This window comes from Polynucleobacter sp. MWH-Aus1W21 (assembly GCF_018687275.1).
Lineage (GTDB): Bacteria > Pseudomonadota > Gammaproteobacteria > Burkholderiales > Burkholderiaceae > Polynucleobacter.
The window spans coordinates 1,481,754-1,495,520 of record NZ_CP061287.1; the positions used below are offsets into that span (position 1 = coordinate 1,481,754).

A 13,767-nucleotide genomic window follows, 5' to 3' on the forward strand; every position below is an offset into this window, starting at 1 on the left:
AGTGACCTTACTCTGGTAACAGGCCAAGGGCCTGTCGTAAATTTGAAACTGAAACTGCGTAATTGATTTTTGCAATTGCAGCCTGCCTATTTGCATCCACTGCTTCTAGCTCAATACGTAGTCTTGTGGGCAAATCGGTTTCACCAAAGCGAAATGATTTGTCAAAAAATTGACGTGTTTCATTGGCTAAGTTAGACCTCTTATCTGCAGCGCCAAGCTTCATTTTTGCCGACTTCACTAAAGCCACATTTGACTCCACATTACTTAATGCAGACTCTCGCTCATAGGACAATCGAACCTCTGAATCGACCATCTCAGCAGTAGCACTGGCCAATCTATTGGTATTGCGAGCATCAGAGCCAAAAGGAATTCTTAACCCAACAGCAACTGATTGCTGATAAGGAACGCCATAGACTTCACGGCCCTTAGTAGTCCATATTTGCAATTGTGGGGAAGCCCGAGTTTGAGACTTTGCTAGGTCAACTGCTTTTTTAGCAACCTCTAACTGATCTACAAGGGCTGCAACGATTGGCAAACTAGAATCTAGTCCTGACAGGTTTTCAGGAACCTTAGGTAGCGGTTCAATATTTTTAGCAATGTCACCGAATTGAATTTTCTTGAGATACTCACTTCCTAATAAAGTACGCACCCTTTGCTCAGCATTAATTACGTTGGCCTGCGCTTCGACCAAAAAAGCTTCTGATGATGCGAGGGCACCATTGGCCTGATGAAGATCAGCGCGAGATAAGTCTCCAGCCTTAAATCTCTTTTCAACATCAAGAGCTAAGCTCTTTGCATTCTCATTTCTGCGTAGCGCTAAATCAGACTCAATTTTTGATTTCTGGTAATTCCAATAGGCATCCCTTACTTCAGCTGCAATTCTCAATTGGGATAGATAGTATTGAGACAAAAGCTTTTTATATTCAGCATCCGCTAAATTAATTGAGCTTGACCGCTCATTCCATAACCACAGGGGGATATCTAAACCCAGTATGGTTTCACTAGCGCCTTGATTGCTGTTAGTTCTATCGGTCTTTTGCGACACTTCAACCGAAGCTGGGCTTACCAAAAGGCTGCTAGCAATTTTTTGCTTAGCAAGCGCGGCCTCTACTCGATACTGATAGGACTTGTAGTCAGGTTGGCGCTCCCATGAAGATTCATAGAAGGACTTTAAGGTCGATCCACCTTTGAGCTCGGCATTAGCCAGCGCTATTGGCGATCCCAATATAAATACCAATCCAGTAAATTGAATGACGCAGCGACGAACTACGCCCGAATACTCTCGCAACATAAAAACTCCATTTGTTTGTTCAAAACAGAGTTAGCGAGAGGAGAAGAATTAGGTTAAGGCTCTCGCTAACTTAGGCGAGAGCGAGCCAATTGGGTTTTTCGGGGCGGTGAGGAGAAATATCGACTAAAAACTCTACTCGTGCATCTTCATAATGAAAGATGGTAGAGGTAACTGAAATGCTAAAAGTGGAATGCAATGCTGGAGAATGCGCCAAATGACAGACCCCACAATCAGAATCGTAGCTTGCAGAATCGCTAGCAGAGGCAATGCTGACTGGCTTCTCATGCTCGTGATGTGAAACATGAGAAGCTGCTGCCCGCTCTTCTTGGCAGTAAGCAGAAACCGTAGCATAGGATGTTTGTATAGATAAAGCTAGCAGGGCCAGAATTATCAGGATTTTTCTCATGTTTCTATTACAGCATATTTCTTGGTATTTTGCATTATGGGCTTTCCCACAAACGCCTAATAGATTAACCTTACATAAAGAGGTGCATCAGCAGCTCATACAATTAAAAAACATCCGAAGGTGGTTAGTGTCTCTTCCAGCCGATAGCAATCTTGATTTGGTTTTTGCTATGACAATTTAATTTAGCTCAAACTAGGATGGAAAATACTCAGGACTAACCCTTGAGCATCAACAGAAATGTCGTTTTAAACGACATTGCAAGTATCCACCCTAGATGGTTGGCACGGTTAGGCAGAGTTAGGGCAAATCAATTAGCGGTAGAACCAATAGATGCAAGCACGATTAAACCGGAGCCAAATTTTTCTCTTGCATCATCAATTGCATTTCTAAGACTACTGGTAATCCAATCATTTAAACCCAAGGAATCATGCAAATGCTTTTCTGTATGCCTATGATGACGCATCGCATTCTGCCCCTCAAGAGCCAATTCCTTAAAGGGATTCATTTTTTGATCACTTGATTCCAATGCTTCCAGTGCCTTATTTAAATCAGGGCTATGCCAAAAATCATGTAACTGCTTAGCCTGTTGTTTAGATTTGAAAATTAAATTTCCCTTAACAACCATTACCGTCCATGAAGCAACAGACATGCAAAGCAGAATAATTGCGGTCAGTTGAATGACAAATCCGCCATCAACCCACAAATGAAAGAGGCTCATACTTGAATTCATATCACTACTCCAAAATAAATTTAACTGGTAATTCGTAACACATCGGGATTGGGGTATTTCCCTTTTTTGCCGGGATAAATCTCCACTGCTTAACGGTCTGCAAAGCAACTTGGTCAAGACGCAAATAACCAGAGCCCTGCTTCAAATCCAAACTCTCTAACGACCCATTGGCGCCAATACAGGCCCTTAAAAGCACTAAACCCTGTTCTCGCAGCTTTCTACTAATTGCCGGATAAGGCGGCTTCGGATTATTCAGCTCAGAGGCATCAGAATTAGGCATTGAAACTGGGGCTGACGCTAAAGCGCCATCTTGCTTGGCTTCACTTGTTTTTTCCTTTACAAGATCACTATCTTTGGTGGTTTTTTCCTTATCTAACTTTTTGTCTTTAGGCTGAACATGAACTGATGGTGTAATTGCCACGGATTCGCGATCAATAATCTGCGCCATCATTAATATCGGTTCAGCCTTCCTGGAAAAATTAAAAGCACAGAAAACTACCAGTAATGCAAGCAATACGTGAGCCAGGGCCACGCTAATGCCAGCATTTTTATAGGTAAGCTCGTTAAAGACAAAGGACATGGCTTAAATTACTTATACCCAGCTTGATCAAGTAATTTTTGTGCTGCAATCTGATTCTTGCCAATCGCGGTAACCGATACTTTTTCAGCCTGAAATGCTCCTAGTGCCTTAAGAGCAGAATTTTCAACCTTAACCGTCGGAACGGCAGGCCACTCATTGTTACCATTTGCAAAATATTCTTGCGCCGAGTCAGTAGCCAGATACTCTAGAAACTGCATAGCCTCTTTAGGATGCGGGGCATTTTTAGCCATGCCACCACCGGAGATATTGATATGCACGCCGCCAGATCCTTGGTTGGGCCATACATAGCCTACTTTAGAAATGGCATTCATATCATTTGGCTTATCTGATTGCATCATGCGCGCAAAGTAATATGAATTTGTAAGCGCCACGCCACATTCACCTGAGGCAACAGCGTTAATCTGATCCGTATCGCCACCCCTTGGACTGCGTGCCATGTTGGCGACCATTCCTTTAGCCCATGTCTCTGTTGCAGCCAAACCATCTCTTTCGATAAGAGCGCCAACAAGGGAAAGCATGTATGGGTGAGCCCCTGAACGGGTACAGACTCTACCTTTATTGTCTAGATCAGCTAACTTTTCGTATGTATCAACTTCAGATTTTTTAACGGTAGCCTTGTTATAGACAATCACTCGAGCTCGAGTTGAGTAACCATACCAAGGAACTCCACCAGCCTCGCTTGCAGCCCTCAAGTTTGAAGGAATTCGTTCTTCCAGATACTTGGATTTAATCGGCGCAAAAAGATTGTGCATTTGCGCACGCCATAAACGAGCAGCATCAACCAACAAAATGACATCAGCCTGACTCTTATCGCCTTCGCTTTTTAAACGCTCCAAAATGCCGTTGTCATCCGCTTCAATTCGGTTAATTTTGATGCCCGTCTTTTTAGTGAAATCACTATACAAAGCTTCATCAGTTTGATAATGGCGCGCTGAATACAGATTGAGCTCTTTTACTGGGTCGGCAGCAAAAACATGACTACTGATAACCCCAGCAAATAGGATTCCGGACATCAAAAAATTCATCTTTTTCATATCAAAGCCTTAATTTGATTTAAATAATCACTTTTGTTAATTTTCAAAAGTGTACATCAGAATGAGAATCATTACTATTTGGAGGCAAACAAAAGAAAGGGGTAAAAATATGAAAGGAAGCCCTGCCAACATAGAAAACCCCCTATAAAGCAGTAAATGTCTGGGCTTTACGTAGTTCAGTCTCCGCGAGAAATGACTCGGGAGAGGATTAAAACAGGTATTAATCCCGCCAAAACAATGGTTAAAGCCGGCAATCCGAGCTCTGCTAAACGCTCGTCAGCAGCCAACTGGTAGGTAGCAACTGCCAAAGTATCAAAATTAAATGGACGTAATAGCAAAGTTGCCGGCAGTTCTTTCATGACGTCTACAAAAACAAATAGTCCTGCGGTAATCAAACTACGATTGAGGAGTGGTATGTGCACCCTCTTCAGAATTTGAAATTGAGATAACCCCAACAACGCAGCGGTCCCATCCATTGAAGGCGTTATCCGCAAGAGACCAGCTTCAATACTTTGCAAGCTAGAGGATAAAAAACGCACCAAATAGGCATAAACCAACACCCACATGCTGACGGATATCCACCAAGCTAACTGAAAAATTTCCAAAAAAGACAAAATGCCAATTGCCAAAACTGCACCAGGTAATGCGTATCCAAACCCCAACAAACCATTAACCCAACGCAGGCTTGGCTTGAGTCTAACGGTGTAGGCAAAAAATACTGCAAGGCCAACCGATATGAGGGCTGTAACGATTGAGACTGATAAAGAATTCCCAAGCCAACTCAAATAACGAATATCTACACTGAGCCCCTGCTTAAAAAGTAACTGCAGCAAAGCGAAGGCTGGCAATAAAAACCCAAAAAGTAACGTTAGCCCGCAAAATAGAAATGCAAAAAGAGAAGATCTACCTTGCAAATGTTTAACGTTTGGCTTGCTTTGTGATGAAGATGCATAACGCAACTTGGAGCGACTGCTTTGCTCGATAAAGAAGATTAGCAATATAAAGCTAAGCAAGCCTATGGCCAACTGTACGGCAGCCAGGCGATCGCCAAAAGATAGCCAAGCCCTGAAAATACCAGTCGCAAAGGTTTGCACCCCAAAGTAAGAGACCGCACCAAAATCAGCTAGCACTTCCATTAGAGCCAGAGCCATGCCCGCAAAGATTGCTGGCCTTGCCATTGGCAATACTAGCTTAATAAAGCCTTGTAATGGGCTGTAACCTAGAGTCTCAGAAACCTCAATTAGCCTACTGCTACGCTCTAAAAATGCCGTGCGAGTAATGAGGTATACATAAGGGAACAAACAGAATGAAAAAGACCAGATCGCCCCACTCAAAGACCTAGGGTCAGGAAAAAACCAAAGGGACCCCATACCCAGAAAATTACGCAAAGCAGTTTGAATCGGTCCTGAGAATTGCAAGAGATCAACAAAAAGATAGGCCATGACATAAGTTGGTACAGCCAGAGGCAGAATTAATGCCCACTCAAATATTTTCTTCCCTGGAAAATCGTAGCTAGCAATAATCCAAGCGTTACCCACCCCAAGAAAAAATACCCCTGCACTTACGCCTGCAACGAGCATTAAGGTAGATGCAATGTAACTACCCAGCACAAAATTCCAAAGGTGGGCAAGTGTCCCGGTTGCCGGAAGACTGTTTCCAGCCAGACCAGGAAATATGAATGGCGCTGCTAAGCCAAACAGCGGCAAAAATAAGAACAGGGCAATTGATACCGCAATACGATTCATGAAATCGACAATCCGTTTAGACTCTAGCTATGTATTAAACCACTAGCATTAATGAGAAAATTATAGGGATGAACTCCGCCAGCACTCTACTATCAATTAAAAACATGGAAATCGACTTCCCGAGTCGAGATGGCCATGGTCGTGTCACGGCGGTTAAGGACCTCAACTTAGATCTCGCTCAAGGTGAGATTGGCTGCTTACTGGGATCATCTGGTTGCGGAAAATCCACGGTTCTAAGAGCTATTTGCGGCTTTGAACCCCTCAAGACGGGTGAAATTGCGTTACGCGATAAGATGGTGAGCTCTCAATCGGTGCATGTAGCACCCAATCAAAGAAGAGTTGGCATGGTCTTCCAAGACTTTGCCCTATTCCCCCATTTAACTGTTCTCCAAAATATTGCCTTTGGCCTAAAAGACCTTCCAGCCCAGAAAAGATCGTCTGTTGCGATGGAGTGGCTCAAAAGAGTATCCCTCTCCGATAAAGCCCAAGCCTACCCTCACGAACTCAGTGGCGGACAACAACAAAGAGTTGCGCTTGCTAGAGCAATGGCACCAGAACCTGATTTGATCCTGCTCGATGAGCCTTTCTCAAGCCTGGATATTGAATTAAGGGAGCGCTTAGCTAGTGAGATGCGCGACATTCTAAAAGCAAACAACATTACCGCCCTATTAGTAACTCATGATCAGTACGAAGCATTTGCGATTGCCGATAAAGTAGGTGTGATGTCTGGAGGCCAAGTGATTCAATGGGATATCCCATATGAGCTTTACCACAAGCCCGTGAATCGTTATGTCGCGGACTTTATTGGTCGTGGCGTATTTATCAAAGGCATCGTCCAGTCAAACAATAAAGTTAAGATTGAACTTGGCGAGCTCGAGCTAGAGCGCGATCACTCAAAAGATATTGGCAAAGAAATCGATGTGCTACTGCGTGCAGATGACATTCAGCATGATGACAATAGTCCAATGCAGGCCGAAGTTGTTCGAAAGACCTTTAGGGGCGCAGACTTTCTATATACCCTCAAACTCTCATCTGGAACCGAGATATATGCTTTTGTTCCCAGCCATCATGATCACGCGATTGGCGAGAAGATTGGTATTCAACTTGGAATCGATCATATCGTCACCTTCCAAGACTAATACTTAGTCAAATAATCTGAATTTGACGTCAAATTAAATTAAAACATTTTTCTTATGTCGCCTACTGGCCGATAGCTGCCATTCCAAGTGTCGGTTAACCCGACAAACCACTGTCACTTCTCCGGACACTCCAACACGAAACTGTCTAAGCCACCCGACCTCCACCTCATACCAACTCAACCCAAATAACTGCCCGCCGATATCACATGACTTTCTTGGCAGGTTTAAGTTAATGTTTTGATTACTGTTCAGCACAATTCTTAAGTCTTTTAATCCGTTGGTCGCGAGTTCGAATCTCGCCCGACCCACCAGTTATACAAAAGCCTCTAGAGAAATCTAGGGGCTTTTTCTTTTTGGGTTGGATAAATGTAGTGGCCGTTTAGAGCAATAGGCGATCTATTGGACCGAAGTGGGTCAGGATGGAAGGCGCTGGGTGACCGTGGTGGACCGTTGGCGACTCTAAGAACTGCAGTATTTCCAAATGAACTCACCAGCAAAGTCCATAAAACAGAGAAATACCTCATCCATCTTATCTGCCATTTCATCTGCTTTTTCATCAACGTCAGAATTTTTGTCAATTTTCCATATTTGATGAACTACTACATTGTTAGCTATTTCATCTGCAACTTTAAAGTTCCAGAAATGCGCTCTATTTCCTCGTGTAATTGACGAAATCCTTGTTGATGACTGGCTCGCCAAATCCTCAATAGCTCTAGTTATCAACTTGCTCGACTCATCATAATGAAAGGTCATAGTACTTCTTATGATGCCAATCAAACTCTCTAATTCAGCCCTTCGATCACCTTTTGGCAAAAATCTAATCAGTTGATCAAATGATTGTTTGGTTCTTATATCGCAATTCTCAACCACCCGAAGTAGAAGCGGGTCTTTTGATATTTCATCTATAACCTGGAAACCTTCGTAAAGATGACTCATTTGGGTCCTGATGAAATACATACCAGCACCTTTTTGGCGATATGTTTTGTGCGGTAACTGAGGCTTTCTCCATTCTCCTAGAGCTTGATTTGCTAAAGACATATCGTTACACGCCATCATTAACTTAATTACGGTGGCCCCGCTTTTTCCTCGACTTCTTAAAACATCGATATTGACTGATTTTGAGACTGTTGAACGCATCGCTGTAGTTGGAACCAGGTATTTAGAAAAACTGTTTGTGAATTAAAAAACTATATTGTCGTGTTTCCCGACAAACTAGGCTTTCCCCGCCCTACTCCTGCGATTTCTCTGCTCAAACGCCATAGCTTCTTCTAATATGGCTTTTTGACGTGCAGCCTCAAGAGCAGCTTCTTTTTGTTGTTTGATTAAGTGCTTGCCTGTAATCACTTGCCGGTCATTAAGCAGTGACTCTAATGTGGGCTTACTCTTCCCAGGGGAATCTTTCCACATCGGTTTTTCATAGAATCATGCTATAATGCATTCATGCTGCATGAATATAGGAGAATGCCATGGGCGCAGTGATAGATCATCAAGTGATTAAATCCATTGGATCCAGTGGGCAGATCTCGCTTGGCAAAGAGCATGCGGGACGCCAGGTATTAGTGGAAACGCCCGAACCTGGCGTTTGGGTGATTCGTACCGCCACAGTTATTCCCGACAATGAGCGCTGGGCACATACGCCAGCTATTAAGAAGGGCTTATCAGCAGCATTGGCCTGGGCACAAAAAACGCCGGCCAAAGCAACTGACCTTTCTAAACTAAAAATGACTAAAGCTCGTGGCACGAAACGCAAAGCCTGAGCCCTTAGTTGAACTTGATCTGAATAGCCCTATCTTCCAATCTACCTGGGAGAGTTTGGAATCAAATGAGCAAGAGAAAGCCTTTGCCACTTTTGAGAAAATCACGCAATTGACCTGGAACCAGGTTTACCGCGACAAGGGATTGAGGTGGGAAAAGATTCATAGCATTCCTGCACCAAAAGGTATTGATGCGCTCTACTCATTTCGAGTAAGCAAATCCATACGGGGAATTGGCTTCAGGGAAGATTATTTTCTCAGAGTTTTATTAATTGAACCAGATCATGATGCTGCTTATGGAAAAAAATAAACCCCTACACCAAAGCGTTGGTTACACCACTGTTGAGCAGATTCTCAATTCGCCCGATCCCGATATTGTTGGCTCTTACTACGCCATGCAACGTACTGGGCAAGCGGCAATTGACTTGGAAATTCAAACGAATACTGCAATCGTAATCATGGTAGATGGAAAGATTGTTAGGATCCCAGCCGCAGAACTGATTAAAAAGCGTCAACTAACAGCGTAAGTACCGTTGGTCGCGAGTTCGAATCTCGCCCAACCCACCATTTATACAAAGGGATCGCAGCAATGTGGTCCCTTTTCTTTTGGCTGCATGGAATATGTCGATAACTTATAGTTGCAATAAGCGATCAAAGAAAAACCACCTGAAGGTGGTTTTAGTATTTCTTGACTGCCGGGGCGTTATCGACCGGCACCTGGGATTCTTTGCAAATATAAATTGAACTTACGGCTTTAATCTTTACGATATCAATATCGCCTCTTCGGCGCACTAGCAAAAGATTGCTTCTTCTCAAGGTGTCTAAATGTAATGCGGCCTTTGCTCAAGTCATAGGGTGAGACCTCTAAAGAAACCTTGTCTCCAGCCAATATACGGATGTGATTCTTTTTCATTCTTCCCGCTGTATAGGCAATAAGCTTATGGCCGTTATCTAATGTAATTCGATAACGAGAATCTGGCAGAATTTCATCAACAAGACCTTCCATTTCAAGCAACTCTTCTTTTGCCATTTAACATCCTTAATAAAAATAAAAAGCCCAGCATGACTGGGCTTTGGACCAGGCAAATAATTTCTGCCTGGCATTTGCTCCTGATTTAAACAGGTTGAATATTGGATGCTAGCTTGCCTTTAGGGCCAGTAGTAATATCAAAAGTCACCTTTTGACCTTCAGCTAGTGACTTGAAACCACTGCTGTTAATTGCTGAAAAATGGGCAAATAAATCTTCGCCGCCGAGTTCAGGAGTAATAAAGCCGAAGCCTTTAGCGTCGTTAAACCATTTCACAATTCCGTTTGCCATAATTGACTATTCCTTAAAAAATATAAAAAGGGGCAATGCCCCGAATGGGGCGAAACTCAAGAATGGCGGGGGAGATGCTAAAAAGAACTATCGCAGAACTGCGGTATTAATTACTAGTACAACAACACTATTAGCTTGAAAATCGCTATATGTATTTTACTCTACTTTAGCTACAAAAGCTTACTTATTATCAAATCGCCTTTGTAGGAGCCATTCGCAAGGGTAACTGCACCTTGGAAATCCGATGTACGCGAGTTCGAAAACGATGTTTCGACGAAGGCAAGCTCGCCCAACCTTCAAATTATAAAAAAGTCACCTTCGGGTGGCTTTTTCCTTTTAACAATTAGACCTATTAATTACTTGGCCCAACCTGGATTGAATCCCGCTCTTTCCACTCGCGCCCCAGGTTTTCGAGATCGTCAAGAGACACTACATTTGATGGCATGTCGGGATTGTCATTATCTACGTAGTTTGATCCGCCCAAATGATTCTCCATCATGAATTCCCGTCTTCTTGCCATGACTGCTTCTGGGGTGTTTGCAGCAGCAAGATCTTTTTTGAGACCAGGAGCATTAGCCGGTCTTCTAATAAATATTTTGTAATTACCGTCACGCCCACGACATAAGAGTGACTCAGGAGATGAGGCTACAGCTCCGCTAGCCCAATGCGCTGTGAATGAAGGAGCCTCATAACAACCTTCTCCAGATTTTTGAAAAGATTGACCAATCTCAGAATCTAAGCTGATGCGAACTGGCGAAATACCTAAGTTCTGATTATTACTGCTAATTAATGCCCCCGCAGGCCTTGAGTGAACCGAAACCGAGGTTGCACATGCACTCAATATCGATACAACAAAAACCATAAGAGAGAGAATTTTAATCATGACATTTTAAATGAGCGTGGAATGGCCATACTATACATACGCTCATACAGCTACCTTTAGATGGGCTTTTTGGCCAGAATAAATGTACGGCCTCAGTTAGCGACTATTGTCAATATTGTTTGCACGGACTGGGTGGGGGACGGTCTACGCTAGATAGCTATGAGCATCTGGATAGGCAACCCTTGGTTATGTGATTTTTCGGTTTACCGCGTGAATTAATGCAAGAAGATAGAAACAATGAGGGTAACGGCTACCAAATTATAGATATGGCCAAGCAATGACAACTTCACCCCAAAAATTTTGCCATCTTTAAGCTTTCTAAATACCTGGATTTGATTTATTAAAAATAACCAAATACCAACCAAGATTAGAAGTACAAAAACTAGCGCATTAAAAACGTCAATCATTGATGAGATTGATTGAATTTGAGAAAGCTCCCACTCGGCAGCTATAAAAACTGCACCACAAATCCCCAAATTTCTGCAGATATCAAATACTTGTCTGATTTGATCATCTGAAAGCTCAAGAAATTTTTTCAAGATATTCAAATTGGGTAAAAAAAATTAATGTGCTACCGACTGGGAAAATATATTGATTACCAATACCCCGGAAATGATTAATCCTATTCCAATCAAGGCCCCAACATCTAGTTTTTGCCCTAACCAAATCCATCCTACGATACCCACAAGCGCAACACCTGCACCAGACCAAATCGCATAAGCTATAGAAATGGGGATTTGATTGAGCACCTTTGATAAACAATAAAATGCCCCAGCATATCCCACCACCACAAGTGCAGATGGCATTATTTTAGTAAAGCCTTCACTAAATTTGAGGGCAGTAGTTGCCATAACTTCTGCCGCTATGGCAATAGCGAGATAAAACCAAACCATTGGAGTCTCCCAAGTATGTTTCTCTAACTTTATAAACTATAAAACCACCCAGGGGTGGTTTTATTTGATTAACTGAAGCAACTTACTTAATCAGATCCAAAAACTGCACATTGTTGTTGATGTTTGTGAATGAGGAAGGATCATAGGTGTAGTTTCCGTCAGCGGTAAACAAGAACATATAGGTTTTCATGGTGGTATCACCGCTAGAGCGATCCTTTGCCTTAACATCGCACACTACCATCCAGCCAAATTTTGGTTTCTCAAAAGCAATTGCCCTAGCCCATGCCTTACGTGGAGGAGAACATTCTTTTGTTGCCATTTCAGGATTATTTACAGCAGACTTGATATAAGTATTCACTTCTTTGTCTATTGCAGCCTGATTTGGTTGAGACGAAAACTTAGCTTGTGCAATTTCTTGCTGAGTTACTGGGGCAGCACAAGCAGCCAGGATAAGAGCTGCTAAAACACTTAATAATTTCGCTTTCATGAGAATTCCTTTTTCTAAGTAAGATAACTTTGCACTAATGTATTTAATTTTAACTAACTCTATTATCACATTTCGCGGTTTTAAAGGCGATTTCAGGGGGAAACACTTTAAATTTTCCGATACCACTACTCAATAATATATTCCGACAATTGCCTAATATTATTGCTGAGAAAGTCGGCCGGATTTACCGACAATACCCGCTGATGGGTCAGGCGTTAGGTTATTGCACTCAAGCTTATTTTCTTTTAAGTACTGATTTGCCAGCTTCACGCGATCATCAATTCCAGGGTGTGTATATAAATAAGTAAGTGCACTAGAAACGGCAGAATTTTTATCCATAACATATTGAATCTTCAAGAAACCACATGGTGAGTAAGAGGCATCTATCAGCCACTTCACACCCAAAGGATTTACCCGATCCTCAATCCCCTTATCCTGAACACGCTTTGCCTCATCAATTGCAGCACCCGCACCATACCCACCAGCAGCAGTAGCAAAAAGAGATACTCCAGTGCTCACAATTTCCTTGGTAACAAAATACTTTACCTCCCTACTATCCTGAACATCTGCATCATCGCCAGCCGCAATATGGGCATATTGATGGCTCATGGCGGCGGCCAAAGACTCTTCATCAGCTCCAAAGATATTGAGAAAATCAAAACTCATCGCTACATAACTTTTGCCATCATGCGATAGCAATAGCAAGGTATGAAAATCTGAATCAACCAGGGCAATTTGCATATATTGCCCTTGTACAGGAACGATCTTATTTCTAACTGCCAGAAGGTTCTGGAAATGCTGTTGAGTGATTACATAAGGCTTACCACTTGCACTATTGACACGCACATCCCCATCAGGAATCTGAGCAAATTGAGAGTCTGACAGATAGACGACATCATGAATTTGCGTTTTATATAGATGTGCGCATCCAGAGAGAACAATCACTACTACTAACAATAGCCTTAAAACTACAGGCCTCATTAGATTCCCATCTCTTTAAAGACCTCTTTAGCCACACGGAAACTATCAATAGCCGCAGGTACGCCACAGTAAATGGCTACTTGCATAAATACTTCTCGAATTTCTTCCTTGGTAATGCCATTGTTAATAGCGCCACGAACATGTAATTTCAATTCATGTGGACGATTCAAGGCAGCAATCATTGCCAAATTCAAGAAGCTACGAGTCTTCCTCTCAAGCCCAGGACGATTCCAGATCTCATTCCAGCAGTACTCTGTGATCAATTCTTGCATTGGCATATTGAAGTCATCTGCATTTTTTAATGAAGTCTCTACATACTCAGCACCCAAAACCTCTTTACGTGTTTTTAAGCCTTTTTCAAATAGTTCGCGGTTCATGTGTTCTCCTATTTTTATCAATGAATCAAAAACAATATACCTTAATCAAGGCTAGACTTTTCCACAAAAAAAGATGGGTAGTCATACTGACTAGAAAAAAACCCCCGAACTTTCATTCGAGGGCCTT

At 42.5% G+C, this 13,767-nt stretch carries 20 protein-coding genes; 4 read left to right on the forward strand and 16 right to left on the reverse strand.

Translation table 11 applies throughout. The features are described 5' to 3' along the window. Window positions 1-7: 7 nt before the first annotated feature. From ICW03_RS07585 to ICW03_RS07610, 6 genes are all read right to left on the reverse strand, one after another. Window positions 8-1,291, reverse strand: a complete 1,284-nt coding sequence (locus ICW03_RS07585) for a TolC family protein (RefSeq protein ID WP_015421833.1) — start codon at window positions 1,289-1,291, stop codon at window positions 8-10. Window positions 1,292-1,361: 70 nt separating this feature from the next. Further along, a complete protein-coding gene (locus ICW03_RS07590; protein WP_215346991.1) occupies window positions 1,362-1,697 on the reverse strand; it encodes a hypothetical protein in 336 nt (111 codons plus the stop codon). 307 nt (window positions 1,698-2,004) lie between these two features. Beyond that, the gene (locus tag ICW03_RS07595) at window positions 2,005-2,427 is read right to left on the reverse strand and encodes a MotA/TolQ/ExbB proton channel family protein (protein WP_215346993.1); all 423 of its coding nucleotides are present in this window, start codon (window positions 2,425-2,427) and stop codon (window positions 2,005-2,007) included. Window positions 2,428-2,431: 4 nt separating this feature from the next. Then, a complete protein-coding gene (locus tag ICW03_RS07600) occupies window positions 2,432-3,007 on the reverse strand; it encodes an energy transducer TonB (RefSeq protein WP_215346995.1) in 576 nt (191 codons plus the stop codon). A gap of 8 nt (window positions 3,008-3,015) precedes the next feature. Then, on the reverse strand, window positions 3,016-4,062 hold the full coding sequence (locus tag ICW03_RS07605) for an extracellular solute-binding protein (RefSeq protein ID WP_215346997.1): 1,047 nt from the start codon (window positions 4,060-4,062) through the stop codon (window positions 3,016-3,018). 176 nt (window positions 4,063-4,238) lie between these two features. After that, window positions 4,239-5,807, reverse strand: a complete 1,569-nt coding sequence (locus ICW03_RS07610) for an iron ABC transporter permease (protein WP_215346999.1) — start codon at window positions 5,805-5,807, stop codon at window positions 4,239-4,241. Between the two features lie 68 nt (window positions 5,808-5,875). Here ICW03_RS07610 and ICW03_RS07615 point away from each other — a divergent pair, with 68 nt between their 5' ends. Beyond that, window positions 5,876-6,946 (forward strand): ABC transporter ATP-binding protein, encoded by a 1,071-nt coding sequence (locus ICW03_RS07615; RefSeq protein WP_251374375.1) that lies wholly within the window; start codon window positions 5,876-5,878, stop codon window positions 6,944-6,946. Between the two features lie 459 nt (window positions 6,947-7,405). Here the strand turns inward: ICW03_RS07615 and ICW03_RS07620 are convergent, their stop codons facing one another. Continuing rightward, the gene (locus tag ICW03_RS07620; RefSeq protein WP_215347001.1) at window positions 7,406-8,083 is read right to left on the reverse strand and encodes a hypothetical protein; all 678 of its coding nucleotides are present in this window, start codon (window positions 8,081-8,083) and stop codon (window positions 7,406-7,408) included. Window positions 8,084-8,158: 75 nt separating this feature from the next. Further along, entirely contained in the window at window positions 8,159-8,353 is a 195-nt protein-coding gene (locus tag ICW03_RS07625) for a hypothetical protein (RefSeq protein ID WP_215347003.1), read from the reverse strand. A 59-nt stretch (window positions 8,354-8,412) separates the two neighbouring features. Between ICW03_RS07625 and ICW03_RS07630 the strand changes: the two genes are divergently transcribed. The 3 genes from ICW03_RS07630 to ICW03_RS07640 are packed head-to-tail and all read left to right on the forward strand — an operon-like array spanning window position 8,413 to window position 9,227. Next, entirely contained in the window at window positions 8,413-8,703 is a 291-nt protein-coding gene (locus tag ICW03_RS07630; RefSeq protein WP_215347004.1) for a hypothetical protein, read from the forward strand. Continuing rightward, entirely contained in the window at window positions 8,681-9,010 is a 330-nt protein-coding gene (locus ICW03_RS07635) for a hypothetical protein (RefSeq protein WP_215347006.1), read from the forward strand. Before ICW03_RS07630 ends, ICW03_RS07635 begins: the two co-directional genes overlap by 23 nt. Then, complete coding sequence (locus ICW03_RS07640) at window positions 8,997-9,227, forward strand: hypothetical protein (RefSeq protein ID WP_215347007.1); 231 nt, start codon at window positions 8,997-8,999, stop codon at window positions 9,225-9,227. The genes ICW03_RS07635 and ICW03_RS07640 overlap by 14 nt, the downstream gene beginning before the upstream one ends. A gap of 242 nt (window positions 9,228-9,469) precedes the next feature. On the opposite strand, the gene infA is transcribed toward ICW03_RS07640, so the two are convergent. From infA to ICW03_RS07680, 8 genes are all read right to left on the reverse strand, one after another. After that, window positions 9,470-9,730, reverse strand: coding sequence for a translation initiation factor IF-1 (gene infA / locus ICW03_RS07645; RefSeq protein ID WP_215347009.1), 261 nt, complete (start codon window positions 9,728-9,730; stop codon window positions 9,470-9,472). An 85-nt stretch (window positions 9,731-9,815) separates the two neighbouring features. Continuing rightward, complete coding sequence (locus tag ICW03_RS07650) at window positions 9,816-10,019, reverse strand: cold-shock protein (RefSeq protein WP_072583619.1); 204 nt, start codon at window positions 10,017-10,019, stop codon at window positions 9,816-9,818. Window positions 10,020-10,371: 352 nt separating this feature from the next. Continuing rightward, on the reverse strand, window positions 10,372-10,902 hold the full coding sequence (locus ICW03_RS07655; RefSeq protein ID WP_215347010.1) for a hypothetical protein: 531 nt from the start codon (window positions 10,900-10,902) through the stop codon (window positions 10,372-10,374). Between the two features lie 215 nt (window positions 10,903-11,117). Continuing rightward, on the reverse strand, window positions 11,118-11,309 hold the full coding sequence (locus tag ICW03_RS07660; protein WP_215347012.1) for a hypothetical protein: 192 nt from the start codon (window positions 11,307-11,309) through the stop codon (window positions 11,118-11,120). A gap of 156 nt (window positions 11,310-11,465) precedes the next feature. Then, window positions 11,466-11,795 (reverse strand): multidrug efflux SMR transporter, encoded by a 330-nt coding sequence (locus ICW03_RS07665; RefSeq protein ID WP_215347014.1) that lies wholly within the window; start codon window positions 11,793-11,795, stop codon window positions 11,466-11,468. A gap of 82 nt (window positions 11,796-11,877) precedes the next feature. Next, a complete protein-coding gene (locus ICW03_RS07670) occupies window positions 11,878-12,282 on the reverse strand; it encodes a hypothetical protein (RefSeq protein WP_215347016.1) in 405 nt (134 codons plus the stop codon). Between the two features lie 159 nt (window positions 12,283-12,441). Then, complete coding sequence (locus ICW03_RS07675; protein WP_215347018.1) at window positions 12,442-13,263, reverse strand: hypothetical protein; 822 nt, start codon at window positions 13,261-13,263, stop codon at window positions 12,442-12,444. Further along, window positions 13,263-13,640: a carboxymuconolactone decarboxylase family protein gene (locus ICW03_RS07680; RefSeq protein WP_215347020.1), complete on the reverse strand. Its 378-nt coding sequence runs from the start codon at window positions 13,638-13,640 to the stop codon at window positions 13,263-13,265. The genes ICW03_RS07675 and ICW03_RS07680 overlap by 1 nt, the downstream gene beginning before the upstream one ends. Window positions 13,641-13,767 lie beyond the last annotated feature (127 nt).

Coding starts and splice junctions, on each gene's coding strand:
- ICW03_RS07660 (WP_215347012.1), bottom strand. CDS start 11,309: ATGATTGACGTTTTTAATGCGCTAGTTTTTGTACTTCTAATCTTGGTT.
- ICW03_RS07595 (WP_215346993.1), bottom strand. CDS start 2,427: ATGAATTCAAGTATGAGCCTCTTTCATTTGTGGGTTGATGGCGGATTT.
- ICW03_RS07605 (WP_215346997.1), bottom strand. CDS start 4,062: ATGAAAAAGATGAATTTTTTGATGTCCGGAATCCTATTTGCTGGGGTT.
- ICW03_RS07670 (WP_215347016.1), bottom strand. CDS start 12,282: ATGAAAGCGAAATTATTAAGTGTTTTAGCAGCTCTTATCCTGGCTGCT.
- ICW03_RS07585 (WP_015421833.1), bottom strand. CDS start 1,291: ATGTTGCGAGAGTATTCGGGCGTAGTTCGTCGCTGCGTCATTCAATTT.
- ICW03_RS07610 (WP_215346999.1), bottom strand. CDS start 5,807: ATGAATCGTATTGCGGTATCAATTGCCCTGTTCTTATTTTTGCCGCTG.
- ICW03_RS07600 (WP_215346995.1), bottom strand. CDS start 3,007: ATGTCCTTTGTCTTTAACGAGCTTACCTATAAAAATGCTGGCATTAGC.
- ICW03_RS07630 (WP_215347004.1), top strand. CDS start 8,413: ATGGGCGCAGTGATAGATCATCAAGTGATTAAATCCATTGGATCCAGT.
- ICW03_RS07615 (WP_251374375.1), top strand. CDS start 5,876: ATGAACTCCGCCAGCACTCTACTATCAATTAAAAACATGGAAATCGAC.
- infA (WP_215347009.1), bottom strand. CDS start 9,730: ATGGCAAAAGAAGAGTTGCTTGAAATGGAAGGTCTTGTTGATGAAATT.
- ICW03_RS07650 (WP_072583619.1), bottom strand. CDS start 10,019: ATGGCAAACGGAATTGTGAAATGGTTTAACGACGCTAAAGGCTTCGGC.
- ICW03_RS07665 (WP_215347014.1), bottom strand. CDS start 11,795: ATGGTTTGGTTTTATCTCGCTATTGCCATAGCGGCAGAAGTTATGGCA.
- ICW03_RS07590 (WP_215346991.1), bottom strand. CDS start 1,697: ATGAGAAAAATCCTGATAATTCTGGCCCTGCTAGCTTTATCTATACAA.
- ICW03_RS07640 (WP_215347007.1), top strand. CDS start 8,997: ATGGAAAAAAATAAACCCCTACACCAAAGCGTTGGTTACACCACTGTT.
- ICW03_RS07680 (WP_215347020.1), bottom strand. CDS start 13,640: ATGAACCGCGAACTATTTGAAAAAGGCTTAAAAACACGTAAAGAGGTT.
- ICW03_RS07620 (WP_215347001.1), bottom strand. CDS start 8,083: ATGCGTTCAACAGTCTCAAAATCAGTCAATATCGATGTTTTAAGAAGT.
- ICW03_RS07675 (WP_215347018.1), bottom strand. CDS start 13,263: ATGAGGCCTGTAGTTTTAAGGCTATTGTTAGTAGTAGTGATTGTTCTC.
- ICW03_RS07625 (WP_215347003.1), bottom strand. CDS start 8,353: ATGTGGAAAGATTCCCCTGGGAAGAGTAAGCCCACATTAGAGTCACTG.
- ICW03_RS07655 (WP_215347010.1), bottom strand. CDS start 10,902: ATGATTAAAATTCTCTCTCTTATGGTTTTTGTTGTATCGATATTGAGT.